General features: G+C 43.6%; 9 protein-coding genes. 4 read left to right on the forward strand and 5 right to left on the reverse strand.

The window, feature by feature from the left end; all coding sequences use genetic code 11:
- Positions 1–37: 37 nt before the first annotated feature.
- Together ABDD94_RS15410 and ABDD94_RS15415 are read left to right on the forward strand one after the other, a co-directional pair.
- The gene (locus tag ABDD94_RS15410) at positions 38–574 is read left to right on the forward strand and encodes a hypothetical protein (protein WP_345953016.1); all 537 of its coding nucleotides are present in this window, start codon (positions 38–40) and stop codon (positions 572–574) included.
- A gap of 345 nt (positions 575–919) precedes the next feature.
- Positions 920–5512 (forward strand): ATP-binding protein, encoded by a 4593-nt coding sequence (locus ABDD94_RS15415; protein ID WP_345953017.1) that lies wholly within the window; start codon positions 920–922, stop codon positions 5510–5512.
- 119 nt (positions 5513–5631) lie between these two features.
- On the opposite strand, the gene ABDD94_RS15420 is transcribed toward ABDD94_RS15415, so the two are convergent.
- Positions 5632–7695 carry an AAA family ATPase gene (locus tag ABDD94_RS15420; protein ID WP_345953018.1) on the reverse strand — a complete coding sequence of 688 codons (2064 nt, stop codon included), beginning with the start codon at positions 7693–7695 and terminating at the stop codon, positions 5632–5634.
- A 94-nt stretch (positions 7696–7789) separates the two neighbouring features.
- On the opposite strand from ABDD94_RS15420, the gene ABDD94_RS15425 reads away from it, so the two are divergent.
- Positions 7790–8008 carry a hypothetical protein gene (locus ABDD94_RS15425; protein ID WP_345953019.1) on the forward strand — a complete coding sequence of 73 codons (219 nt, stop codon included), beginning with the start codon at positions 7790–7792 and terminating at the stop codon, positions 8006–8008.
- Positions 8009–8114: 106 nt separating this feature from the next.
- Positions 8115–8285 (forward strand): helix-turn-helix transcriptional regulator, encoded by a 171-nt coding sequence (locus tag ABDD94_RS15430; RefSeq protein WP_345955989.1) that lies wholly within the window; start codon positions 8115–8117, stop codon positions 8283–8285.
- 616 nt (positions 8286–8901) lie between these two features.
- Here ABDD94_RS15430 and ABDD94_RS15435 read toward each other — a convergent pair.
- The 4 genes from ABDD94_RS15435 to ABDD94_RS15450 all read right to left on the reverse strand — a co-directional run bounded on the left by ABDD94_RS15435 (position 8902) and on the right by ABDD94_RS15450 (position 13575).
- On the reverse strand, positions 8902–9048 hold the full coding sequence (locus ABDD94_RS15435) for a hypothetical protein (protein ID WP_345953020.1): 147 nt from the start codon (positions 9046–9048) through the stop codon (positions 8902–8904).
- 121 nt (positions 9049–9169) lie between these two features.
- Positions 9170–10549 carry a DUF4236 domain-containing protein gene (locus ABDD94_RS15440; protein ID WP_345953021.1) on the reverse strand — a complete coding sequence of 460 codons (1380 nt, stop codon included), beginning with the start codon at positions 10547–10549 and terminating at the stop codon, positions 9170–9172.
- Between the two features lie 34 nt (positions 10550–10583).
- Positions 10584–11582, reverse strand: coding sequence for a hypothetical protein (locus ABDD94_RS15445; protein ID WP_345953022.1), 999 nt, complete (start codon positions 11580–11582; stop codon positions 10584–10586).
- Entirely contained in the window at positions 11575–13575 is a 2001-nt protein-coding gene (locus ABDD94_RS15450; RefSeq protein WP_345953023.1) for a phospholipase D-like domain-containing protein, read from the reverse strand. Before ABDD94_RS15450 ends, ABDD94_RS15445 begins: the two co-directional genes overlap by 8 nt.
- Positions 13576–14084 lie beyond the last annotated feature (509 nt).

Below are 14084 nucleotides of genomic sequence, written 5' to 3' on the forward strand. Positions count from 1 at the left end.
TCCCAATGGCGCAGGAAAAAGCACGTTAGCGGAAAGCATGCTTCCTCCCGGTACACCTTACTTTGACGGTGATATTAAGTTCTCTTCGTTAAAGAAGACTTTTTATGATCTCGATGATGCCCTTTTATGGGAAGCCTTGAACGAACAGCATTTTCCGGATTGGAGGCAAGCGCAAATTGCATCACGCCATGACACCGCATTCGAAACAAACTTTCGGGATGTCGGTGTAATGACTTCGATAGCAGAATTCACATCTGCCGGATATGAATCACGCCTCGTATTCATGGGATTGGATAGCGTTGAGGCAAGTATAGAGCGGGTGAAACTACGTGTGGCAAAAGGCGGCCACGATGTTCCTATAGAATACATCAATATTAATTTTAAAGAGAGCCTGCGTAATCTGGATCGCTTTTATGACCGGTTCAACTCAGTTCATATCTATCAGAATTTCCAGTCAGCGGGTTTTGAGTACCATATTACACCTTTAATAACGCTGAAGGCCGGCAAAGTTACGGAGCGCGCGAAGGATCTACCAGACTGGGCTATTCACTTCCTCCGCAACACTGGCAATTAAGCCGATCATCCAACCTTCTTTTCCTTAATAAAATACGGTGACGATCAACGGTTCAACGCCTGTTCGAATTCGGTCCGCTATCAATGATGACTATGTAACCGAAATACCACAGACGGTGCTTTGAGTTAGGAAATAGTGATGACCCCGTATAAAATACAAGCCGGTCTCAGCAACTTCACTATCCAAAAGCTGTTATGATTTCTATTAACCAACAGAACTCCGCGATTAATTCGTTCCAGCACATAAAAACAATTAAATGATTCTGCCTGTCGCATTGGACTGCGTTATAATCTGCACATCATTTAAAGAAAAATATTAAATTGAGCATCCAATTATATCAACTGCATGCCTGATATTAACGATGAATATCCTACTGTTACACAAGCACTAAACAGCCCGGTGGCACTAGCGAACAAGCCTTTTCCGTATGACGGAATCGCCGATGCCAGGAGATTCGAGGAATTGGTCTATAGTATATTCAAGCAAGCTATCTCAGAGAAGAGTTTTCGAGATTTCGATGAAATTAGCCTGATGTCAGGCGTCAGAGATTATGGCCGGGACTGCGCGTTAAAAAAGAATGGAAAGAATTATGGCCTCATCCAATGTAAAAAATATACAAAATCATTAAACAAGTCCGATTTCGGAGAGGAAATAGTGAAGTTCGTGTTGTACACATTGTTGGATAAAACCCTGATGTTCGATGAAGAGGATTTCGAATACTTTATTTGCGCGACCAGCAATTTCACCCATGAGTGCGGAGAATTCATCGACGGTTTCCGGCAGCGAATTTTCACAGAGCCACAACTACACAACTGGATCGAAAAGAATCTGAAAAGTCCGACCCTCCGGCCGTTGCAAATCACGGATTATGAATCGGAACTGCATCGTAAACTGTCGCTGATCAAATTAACGAAGATCACCAGTCAGGATTTAGATCAATTACTTATTAAGAAAAGCTTTCAACATTTGATCCCGCTGTTTTTTGAAGTGAGGACTATAACCGTGGGGCAAGAAGTTGTTGGAGGTAATAGTAAGGCACGATTAAAACAAACCAGTGAACTTCGCGAATATCTTCACCGGGGCTCCGTATCATTGAACTTTGAGAAGGACCAGTTCGAAGGAATTCCTGCTTCCCATATTTCCAGACAGGAAACCACTATGCTGCTAGATTGGATAACGTCCCATCCCTCAAAAGACGAAGAGGGGAAAGACAAAAACATTTGCCTGCTTTCCGGCAACGCAGGTATGGGCAAGACGGTCATTCTAAAGGACCTTTACCAGGCACTTGTAGAAGCGGATATCGCCGTTCTGGCGCTCAAGTCGGATAAACTATACGCCAACAACATCAGGGAACTACAGGATAAGTTGGGCGTCGGTATACCGGTGTACGATCTGATAGAGCAATGTAAGCAAATCTTCAAAAGGACCGTCATTGTAATAGATCAGATCGATGCGTTGTCCCAATCCATGTCAACCGACCGGAACTACATCAATGTATATAAAGCTATCATAGACCGCTATACACACGATTCGGATGTTAAAATCGTTATTTCCGTAAGAACCTTCGACCTTCACTTTGATCCATCTTTGCGCGTCTATCGGAAGATGAAAAATGTCATTGTAAAGCGGTTGGATGAAGAGACAGTTTTAATGCAGTTGAAAAAAATCGGCATTGAAAAGCGAGCACTTTCAGGCAAACTATTGGACTTGTTGAGGACACCGAATCACCTAAACGTGTTCTCTTTGATCCACAGGCCGGGTAACAGTAGCCTCAGCGCTACCTCCATCCAAGGACTATACATGGAACTCTGGCGGCAAAATGTACTCGCAGTACCGTATCAATCGTTACTTAAACCGAAAGGGTTGAAGGCACTTTTGTATAATGTTGCCCATCAGATGTTCAAGGAGCAGCGGATTGCTTTGAGCGAACACATTTTCGAGGACAGCCATCAAGAACTTCTTTACCTGGTTAGTTCCCGGCTACTCACCAGGGACAACGCCCAGATACAGTTTTTTCACCAAACGTTCTATGACTTCGTCTTTGCCAAGCGTTTCGTAGAAGAAAGCAACAACCTTAAAGACTACATATTCAGTCAGGAGCAATCCATCCACATCCGTTCTGCCGTAAAGATGATCTTAACCTACCTAAGGGAGTATGCACCTAACGAGTATGTTAAAGGGGTGAGGGAGATAATGGAAGACCAAAATGTCTTATTTCATATTAAGCATTTGACTTTATCAGTCATAGCTTACACAGACGATCCATTGCTGGAAGAGATAAGTCTGGCAACGGAACTGATCGGCAAGTCACTCGCCTATAACACCGTATTTTTTGAACATGTTGCTTCTCCGAAGTGGTTCGCGCCCGCTTTAGCGCAGCATTTTTTTGACGATCTTCTGGCAGAAGCAGCTCCCCTCCCCTATGCCTTCATCGATCATAACCCGGATGGTGAGCAGGCAAAAATCGACTTAATTTATAACCGGAATACCCGCCTTGACTTTCTGAAACGCCAGGTCCTGGATAACTATGAACCGGCCTGGGATTTTTTGCTGAGAACCAAGTGGAAAACGGTCATTAAAAATGTACTTTACGATGTCACCAACTGGCATAACCCCAAAGCTTTTCAAGTTTTAGAACAATGCAAAGATTTTGAGGAGCCTGACGACTTTATCTATCATAGGATATTGAAACATGTCGCCGTCGATTTTCCGGAATATGCATGGGACCGCATCAGCAATGACCTGTTGTCTGACAGTTATAAAGCCAAGTCCACCAACAGGGATTTTCACGAAGAACACGTATTGAAAGACCTGGCGGCCTCTATCCCCGAAAAGATGATTGAAACGCTCAGTAATATCATCGAGCGAAAGATCGATCCAGTTGCCTATGGTGACCGAATCATCCTGGATGATTATCACTTCAACAACGTCGATCTCCAGGACGAAGATAGTCTGGAGGGGCCGCAGTATATTTATCGTTTGCTCGCCGTTTGCCTGCGGCGCGCTGCAGCAAAACGGTCACCACAATTTCTAGCGTACGTAAGCGCGCATACCACCAGCAAACTTGAGCCGATACTCCGGCTGCTGATTTTTGCCATAAAGACCAACGAATCGTTGTATGCCCAGGAAATTTTCAACCTTTTCACTCACTTACATGACAACAGGCATTTGAAGGGCGAAGATGATTTCAATAGTGAATTCAGAGAAATCTTTAAAACCGGGTTCGAGTTCTTAAGCGACACCCAACGCGGGCAAATTATAGACAAATTGAAGGTCTTAAAGGTAAAGGATGAAGCGTATGTTTTTCCTAAAGTGAACGACCGGGGACCAGTCCGGGTCTCTTATGTCGGCAAAGCAAAATGGGCTTATTACCGGTGCTTACCGGCCGCAGTGATCGATGCGGATCAAACGTTGAAGGTCCAGTTTGGCGAACTTAGCCGGAGGTTTCCGGACTTTGATGACAAAATCCGATCTGGACGAACGATCGCAGGCATGGTGCGCCCCCCCCTCCCACATCAAGCGTATGAACGGATGTCTGAAGATCAATGGATACGGTCCTTTCACAAGTATATCAGTGACAGAGATTGGCCGAGGCGTGAGGACTTTCTGAAGGGAGGCTTGCATGAACATGCTTTGGGCTTTAAGGAGGCCGTGACAAAAGATCCCGGTCCAAGCAAGATAAGGTTGATTGACTATGTGCTTGAACATAACGAAATTCCAAATACTTATGCTATCTATGGCATTTGGGGCCTGACGGACAGCAATATAGAACCGCTCCCGGAGATACAGGTGATCAATCACCTGTTCAAAAGACTGCTGTCAACAGGTGATTACGATAGGGAGTTAACTGTTTGTATCTCCACTGCCCGCTTCCTGTTGCGAAACGAATGCAATGATGAGCAGGTCATTACCTTTCTTATCGATCTTACCAAACAGCCAGCCTACGTTCCATCGGTCATCAGGCCTGAAAACGACGAGGAAAAGGCTGACCGTCTTCTAAGCCGGGCAATCAACGATGTTCCCAGTTCGGCTGCCTACGGTCTGGTCTACGTAACCGATCCGGCATTCGAAGACCTGATTTTTGCCGAATTAAGCAACTTGCTTAGTAAAGGGAACCGCGAAATGAAGGCCGGGATCTACTACCGGTATGCACATTTAATGAAGCTCAACGGTGAAAGGGCCTTTGAGCTCTTTGTAAACACACTAAGCGCGGAAGCTGACAATGACATCCTCAGTTCCGCCATCTGGTCGCTCCAGTACCTCGGGAACTATGATTTTTTTCGTCTGAACCCGATCTATCAAAAGCTGATCAACTCCCGAGATCTGAAAGCAGATAATTTACGAAACGTTTTTTCTATTCTATTCTTCTCCTATTTGCTGGATAAGCAAGGCGCAGACCGTTTACTGTGGGATATGTTGGATCAGCATATAGCCATTCGTCGCTGGGCGATCACCCAGGCGGCAGAGCACTATTACTTCAATGATTCTGCACCTTCCAAATCACATGGACTTTTGTTGCACCTTGCCAATCTGCCTGAAGATGGTGAAGCAGATAATTCCGAATGGCGCTTTATCAAGTTTGATCACATACCGGTAAGCGAAATAGCAGACGTGCTCGAAAGCTATATCTCATCCTCCCGCTTCGCCATCTCTGACAACCTTGTTAGTTATCTTACCGACCAGTGCAGTAATTCGCCATTCATCTGCATAGACCTATTTAATCTGACCATCAAACAGTATACAAAGTGTGAAAGAAAAAATAATCTTCACCGGGAGATTGAAACAACAAAGTTCGTCATTGGTGCATTTAATGCCTTGAAAGGCAACGATGAATCGAGTAAGAAAATGCGGATGACGTTGCTTGAGGCATTCGACACCATTTTAAAGGACGTTCGCTTGCGGAATCAGACAGACAAAGTGCTTGAAGAGCTACTTTGATCGGCTCCCGGTTCCCATACTAACTAACACGGGAGTGGGTATGCTTGAAAGCGATACCTCATTTCACCTCGTTGATTTGTCAAACAGCCATAGCACTTAATTCCGCTTTAGTTTAATAATCATCTGCCTTTATAGTTCTTACCAGCTATGAATTGATATATTTCTCCGACAATGTTTCGTAGCGGTTCTGACGCTTCAAGTTCAGGCCACAGAATCTCCTTTGCCATCACCTTACGGTGCACGAAGCCTGCGATCCCTCTTTTATACCGGTACTCCAAGGTTCCGTTGCCCTGCAATTTCTCAATTTTAAGCTCAACTCCTTTCTTAAAAATTTTGCCCTGAAAATGTGCACCCAGTTTAATCTTGTTATCGAAATCTAGCGCCTCTGAAATCTTCTCCGGATCGCAACTCACCTCCTCCAAAAAATATTTCCCCCAGACGGAAGGCGGGAGCAGGTTTTCTATCTCCGGCCCCACCGTGTGCCGGTAACGGAAGTTATTCCGATTGATTGCCAGAAACGGTTCATGTTTTTCATCATTCATGTCATGATCTGCCAATACAAATACATTGGAGTTAAGAAAGTAGCTGTCGATCTTCTCCAAAAGGCTTTCGTCTTCCGGAGAAAAATCTTCGTCAAAACTGTAGTGTGCCAGGTTCTTACCACCGTATTCAATGAAAGCGTAATTTAAACCCTCTTTTGGCCGGTAACATTCAGCACCCAGATGGTTAAGGTAAGCGAATAAGAACGCCTTTAAATACAGCCGATCAGTGATACCCTCGACCCAAAGCGTACAATTACTGATCAGAACGGAAGTATTGAGAACGCCCAGCATTTCCAGGGTACTGTGTTCGTTACCATTGATCGTTTTGATGAGTGATGCTTTTTCATCTTTCCGGTTAAAGACGAAGATCTCCAGACCCGCATTGCTGAGCAATGCTTCGGAAAGAATATGGTTGGAATGTGTATTGATAAAGTACTTCAGACCCTTTTTGAGCAAATGCTCATTCGCGGCCAAGGCTTGAATAAAGATGAGCTGGTAACCAGGATGCAGGTGGTCCTCAGGTTCATCGATCAGTACCCAGCTGCCGTCACGTGCGGTAAATATGGGCAACAGCATGGCAATAATGCTCTGAACACCATCACCGAGGTCGTGAATGGATATGTCTTCCAGTTCGCCAGGCAGACTGATATGAATATGTTCGTTTGCAGCGTTGTGTGAACGTCTGGCTACAATGTGCACCTCCTGCCCCTGGTAGAAAGTATCACCTACAAATTTTTCGAAGGCATTAAAGTTCCGAATATCCTCACGGCTACCGTTACGAGCGAGGCCAATCTTTTCATATAAGGCGAGACCTGTCTCGATAGAGACTTTGTTGTCATCAGGCAAGTGATATTGCTTCTTGATCGTGGTTTGGAACAGATCCTCCTTTAACCCTTCCAATCTCCTGGCTGTACGCAACACCGGGATGTAAATTATCTGCTTAAATTCCCTTCCAAGCCCGATACTTTGAAGCGCTTCTACACAGATCCGAACCTCCTTTAACAGCGTAAGTCTCTCGGTCCAGCACGGGACATATGCTGCAGGATTTACCCCAGGAATACCATAGCGAAGGCTATATAGAAACTCGTCGCCGCTGCTTACATTCATGTGTTTACCATCATGACGAGCAAGATGCTGATAAATCATAATGGCCATGTTTATCACTTCGGCCAATTCCGTGACTTGATCCTCAAATGCCTGAAAAGATTCATGTGTGGCCATATTGATGAGCTGATCGCCCAAATTTTGCAAGGCAACTCTTAAAGAAAGGGCATCCAAATCATTGCTGCCGGCCTTTCGATGGAAATACGATTTAATCTTACCTTGGTGGATATTCGTCTCGTTCAGATTGTCCAGCGATAGCGCAAGCCATTTGTTTTCCCACACCTCATCCGGACCGCCAGCCGGACGAACTAAAATGCGTGATGTCTGCCAATAAAGTTGATTGAGGTCGCCATTATAAGTAAAAAGCATTTGATGTTCCTGCCGGATGATATGACGTAGGAAACGGCTTTTACGGGAATTATTGGCTCCGACAATGATATTAAGCTCATTGATATCGCCCAAAAAGAGAGCAGGGTCGTTTCCTTGAAAATACTCCTGTTCATTCTTATCAGGATTCGTAATGCGAATAAAATTCATCTGGTGCTAGATTACTTCTGACAGCCATATCTCATTTAAGTATATGAATGCCATTCAAACATAACTATTTGTAGTAAGCCAGCAAAGTGCAATAATGGTCTTACCGCGTAAAGCAATAGACGATCAACCACAGCAACAATACCCCTATCGCAAAAAGGAACTGTTCACGGCTCCTGCGCTTGAGCCTATCCCGTTTCTGAACGTAAGTGTTGCTTTCTTTCACCATGACCAACCTTACCAGGAAGATTTAGGACTGTTCCTGCGAATAGTCAGCTGCCCCGGTCAGGCTAAAAATACAAACTGTGGGTTTTAAAACCAACACTTTTAAACCGTCAAAAAACAATTTTCGCTATCGAACACCATCCATGTATAGCGAAGCGCAACAAGAAAATTTAATTAGATTCGGTAAGCACCTGGAAATGCTGCGTAAACGTAATAAGTTATCCTTTCGTAAACTCGCACAGCGCTGTGACATTGATTACAGCAATTTGAAGAAATATGAAAAGGGAGAAGTAAATATCTCTATGCTTTCACTGATAGATCTCGCGAACGCATTGGGTGTGACAACGAAGGAATTAATGGACTTTTAGTCAAAAATCGCAACTTTCATTTTGATATCACGGGTGATTGAGCGCAGTACGGAGCTGCCAGATGACAATGATGGCCCTTAATCGCTTGCTTCTGTATTCACCTAGTTAATGACACAACGCCTATACAGTTCGTCAAATTCCATTAATTTTTGTGACTGATGTCGCTGCCTATGTAATGCAAGAAACCGCTAAGCGTTGCGCTATGTTCGGCTCACGATGAACTGTGCATTAGAACCGAGATCCGGTAAGATTACTTCCATAGAACGGTTATTAATTAAATCATGAAGCGATTTCTTCAACTCCGAAAATAGAGTCTTTAATCAATTATCTCCGCATTGACCACGACCGTTTGACCGAGAATATTACTGGAACCTAGGGTAACTAGACTTATTAAAGACATTTCAAAGGAGTTCTTTTGCTATGGCGTTATTCGCCTGTTCATTATGGATATGCTATAATCCTCTTACTTCAAAACGGTTTCACTGTTCTCTTAAAAGATTGCAACCATGGTACACCAAGGTTTCTTATATAAGTTTGATTGTTAAATTTCGAAACCTAGATACAAAGGGGAATATTTTGTCCCCTTTGTCCAATAGCTACTAGTATCCCTGACGAGTTAACGCTTTTCACCCGGTTTGTGGATATGCGGTTTAAGTCCTGGATGCTTCGGTTGACTCGGAGGATCGACACGCCTTCTTCTGTCATCCGATCCATCCTCTTTTTTAGGCTTTGGCCCCGGTTTAATTGCTTCGGTTTGTTTCATGAGTTGTAATTAAATGATGCTTTTACCAGTAAAAATAAGAGTCCTGTTAAACCTATTTTTACGGAAACCCGTAATCAGTCTATGATGTTACCGCCGTATTCAGAACCATATACCATACAGATCAACTTACACCCAATCTGGATTGTAATTGCCCGATGTGCAAAATGAAGTTTGCAAAATTATCCATAGCTCCCTTCTTGGAAGTTGTAAGTACTTCATAAACCCCAGTTTCTGAACGAAGTGTATATTCCGAATAGGCACAGATTGGGATTTGACGGTTATTACTAAAACGCCGGTCGGGGCCCCCGCTTTTATTTACATAACGCCAGGTCTGATCTACTACCTGCGCATCACGGGGCAGACTCTCATCCTCGATAAAACGAGTGGTTGATCCGCTGATCTGGATATTTCTATAGAACACCGCAGCAAAAGTATTACCACGCTTGATCAACAGTCGCTCCGGAAGGAAGTAAAGCTCCAAATTGCTCAGCTTCAGATAAGGAATGGAAATATTGGTCGAAAAAAATCGCAACGGTACCCTATGTGCAGCGATTCCGCCGATCGGTGTCCGTTTGATCAGCTGCCCTGCGCCCGCATTACGTTTAAAATCCGAGGTGCGGTGTGTATTAAGATACTGCCAGATCTTGGCCGATCCAGAAAATGTTGTGAAATGTCTGCCGAATTCCTGATAGGCCTTTTGAAACTCTTCGTCCATTTCATAATATAATTCCATTTGCAACCGCTTCTTATCTACCCTGTTTAACCAGCCGATAAGCAGGATAAAAAACACACAGCCCGCAAGAAGTTCATAACCGGCATAATTATTAGAGAGGACCAATACTTCGGAATTTACCTGGTCATGATGGATATGCTCGATGGTCGTGAACCGGCGGCTAATGTAACCCACCGTGTCTTTAAAAATAACTTTTATCCATTTGCTGTCTGAAGGGTCGGCAAGTAAAAAAGTCTGGTCATTGATAGCAGCCTTAACGATCTGTGAACGTGCGCTGGGCTTTTTACGGATATAAACACCAGGGTAAGAGGTTACCCTGACAAGTGTGCTGTCCGTTGCCGGGACGGAGACCGATGTACGGCTTTCAAAAGAAGCATATAGCAGTACCAGCAAGAAAGTAACGAACGGAAATACTCCCAGCCAATTCCGGTAAGCGATCATGGTTGCTGTATGCGAAAGCTCCTGGACAAAATCTTTGGAATCAGTATCAGTTAGCTGCCCGATTGCTGCTGAAGCGATGGTATGCGCTGGCTCATATATGGCTGGCACCGTCGAAAATCCCTCTTGTGATGCCGGCGACGATGGGTTAGCTGGCCCCGAAATTTTTCGGCGATAACTGATACCATGTGAACTTAGGTTTACATAGGTGCCTTTCGGGCTAAAGTTAACCCGGGCACCCTTTACCCCTACGGAATAACTGATACCACCTTTAGAGAAATTAATCCGAAACGGTCCGGAACCAAATGATTTACGATAAGACCAGCCCATAATATTAGTGTCTAGGTATTGGTGATAAGAATATTCACAGATCGCTCTTTTTCTCCACATTGAGAAAGTCCAGGATTATCTTTTCAGCTTCTTCCTTAGAATTGGCAAAAGGACGAAGCTCAAAGCGGGCTACTTTGGATTCACGCAACCAATCCGTCCAGAACAATTTGATGATTTCCATATCGGTAGGATGAATAGTTGCAGCACCGACCTTCGACCGTGATCGGTCGTAGAGTTCCATCACCAAAATCTCCAAATTTTTTAATTTTTCATTCTGAACCGGCTTAATTCGGAACTGCTTATTTTTCCGAAAGAATGATTGCATATCATTTTCTCCAGAGGCAAGGAAAGCATCGCGGAACCGATTAATGGTCATCTTGCTAAGATCGAACCCTTTGTTATAAATACCTGCTTCGATGTAACCGTCTGTCGTCAAGATCAGCACATTTCGATAGGCATTCACGTAGGTATTGCCTTCATCAACGATGGGTTTTTCATTAGGTAGGACAGTAGCACTGATCAGCCCTTCATTTAAATAAGTCCAAATATCTGCGCCGAAATTCTCACGCGCAGCCAGTGTATTGATCCTGTTAAATTCACTGACCATGCTTGCAATGTCTTTTTTCAAGGTTTGTTTAACATGGTTTCTGTCCATGATATAATCGATACGCCCATGTTGATTGGGGAATACACCGAAATCGATCCTTAACTTATCCATGTTAACCCGGTACTGATTGATAAGCCCTTTATTAATAAAATCGATCCTTAACTTATCCTTCTGATTTTCGGATCGGTGAGAGCGCAAGATTGAGGGGTACAAATTTCCGGCAACAGTTTTCAGAAGATCAACATCATTCAATGGCCGCCTGTAAAGGCTTGGGTTCACCCTGTTGGAAAGGTCCGCCGCAAATGTCAGATTGTAATGTGTGATCACATATTTTTTGGTAATAGCTGTTGGAGTGGGAGACCTTTCATTAGCAGTAAGGACATTTCCTAACATGGCCAGCACTCCGATAATTAAAAAGTTATTCATGAGTATGGAACTTGACGCGTTTATCAATTTTGTTGATTTGTAACTTTTCATTTTGCCAAACCAATGCGATTTCAGCCGCTTGTGCCGTTTTCAATGTTGCCTTTGGAATAGCATATTCATGGTACAGATAGTCGTTCCAACCTTCAAGAAAGACATTAATCCTGTCTTTTAATGCGTCTACGGAGATCGGCAAATTATCTGACTCTATATGAATTGAATAGATCGATGCGATCTTATCGATTGTTTCCAAATCCGAGATAAGTTGACTACGCTTTTTTTGCAATTCATGATTCAGCGTAACCGGCAGATTGCTCAATTCGTGCTGGATCTGCTTAACTTCCGCTTCGCGTTCGATTACCACCTTCTCCAGCACGCACATTTCGTCTTTCAGGATAGTGATCTTTTCTGCATTGCTACCCATTTCCATAATCAGTTGCTTGATGAATAGCTGGTTACGTTCAGCAAGTATGTCAGGATTCCGATCCTCGAAAAGTTGCATCAGTTTTTTTAAAGCGAACTTGAACATCAGCAAGCCCAGCGCACCGAAGACAAACACGAGATAGAAGTTGGTGTCTGTAAAGGCCATGCTTGTTTTCCAGGGAAGGTTAAAGTTTCCTCGTGCATAATTGACCTCATATATGGATTCAGTGACTTTATAGGCGACAGCACCATCCAGAAAGATGATGCCGAACCAAAAAAGTGCAATAGTGGTCAACTTATTTTTAATGAACCTGTCAGCCATCGCAAATGACAATGGAATAAAGACGAACAAGCAAATGAAAAGGACGGCAACCCAACCCTTTTCAGCAGCCTTGCTGATCGCATGCGCATTGAATATCTGCGCTTCAGCAATTGGCATGTTTTGAGCCTCAGCCTCTTTAGCATCCGCCACACTGAAAAGGAGGATATATGCCGCCGAGGAATAGAAGACAAACAGATAACACAACAACGCCGCATTGAAAATACAAGTCGGTATCAGCTCGAACCACTTTATCTTGGGCGTAATAAATTCGAGTTCCGCTTTTTTGATTTTCTGATCAAGCTCCCGGTTCTGATTTTCGATCATCGGAACCTTGTTGTCTCTGATTTCGTCAATATCTTTAGAACTGGTGGCGATCTGCGTTTCCAGATTAGATTGACGGGATTCGATGTTCGCTTTATTTAAGGAAGCATCTCGCTCCCGATATTCAATCTCCAATTCACAAGCTTTGGTGAGCACATCCCGCGTTTTTACCCGGTGTTCCTCGATCTTCGTCTGTAAGCGTCTTTTTTTGTCGTCGATAACATCAATGTTATTAATGAAAACAGAGTAAACAGTGTCAAAAGCCTTATGCAGGACTTGGTGGTCACCACTATTAGCTTTTGCCCGATCAAACCCTTGTTCCCGGAGAAACTTCCGGTCAAAACTTCCGACTTCAGCAGCAATCATCGAGTCCAGGACTTTTTCGAATTCTGTGCCCGCGTTTGCAGAAACCTGAGTTGGGAAACTTTTCGGTTTTTCCGTTTTAGGAATATTTGTCACAGTCCCGTTTCCTGCTTCTCCAGGTTGTTCCTGGATCTTTGTTTTAATAGCATTGAAATTTTCAATTAAAGAATTGATTGTTTCCTGATGGTTTGTGCTAATTATACTTTCCTGGTTGTTCTTCTTGGCATTGACACTCCAGTTATAAGATCCGTGTAATGCGATCCGTCTATCGATCACGCAAAATTTTTGATTCATGATTCCATAACCGCTGTTCCTGATCTTGAAAACAGCAGCGCCTGCAGCTACCAGCGAATCGAAATCCAATCTCTCATTTTCCTGGTTATCTGCAATGATGACCTCTACACGCACTCCTTCTTTTACCTTGGCAGCTACAATTTGATAAAGCTCGTCATCAGTGAACCAGGCGGTGGCAATAAGAATTTCAGTCCCGGCTGATAAAAGCTCTTTCTGGATCTTCGCGTAAATATCCTTGTTGTCATTTATGACCTGCTGATTGATCAGTTCCATTTTTGTGATAAGGTTGAAGGTTAGTTAATAGCTGATTGGATGTATTATGATCTAAAAATGTATCGTTTTTTATTAGTTCAAATTTAAGAGGCAGCGAGCGGCCGGTCTTACGGGTTCCCGTAAATGAAGGAGCTGCGGGTAGGCACATGGAGACAGTTACTATCGATGGGGCCATCAACAGTAGTATAATGCTATTAGAAAGGAAATTGTATACTTTGAGTTATTTGTCAAGTGAACAAAGCGTCCGCCCTTTGCGCTTTGCCTGCTGGAGGGTCATACTGATCGTGCGGTGCTGACAATTACGAAGGCCCTTACAATCTTTCCGCAAGTGATATTTTTTGGCGCCTGGGCTGTCGCAGATGTAAACAGTGGTTCTGTCGTCTAAGTAAGTGGTGCTAATGAAAAAGGTTAGCAGTAAGAGCGCTTTCATTTTAAATGATATGATTAAAGTGAGTTGATTAAAGATGGCACCTAAAGTAAAAAACATTCCCCTACTGCTGAACACATCG

The organism is Mucilaginibacter sp. PAMB04168 (genome assembly GCF_039634365.2).
In the GTDB taxonomy this organism is placed as follows: domain Bacteria; phylum Bacteroidota; class Bacteroidia; order Sphingobacteriales; family Sphingobacteriaceae; genus Mucilaginibacter.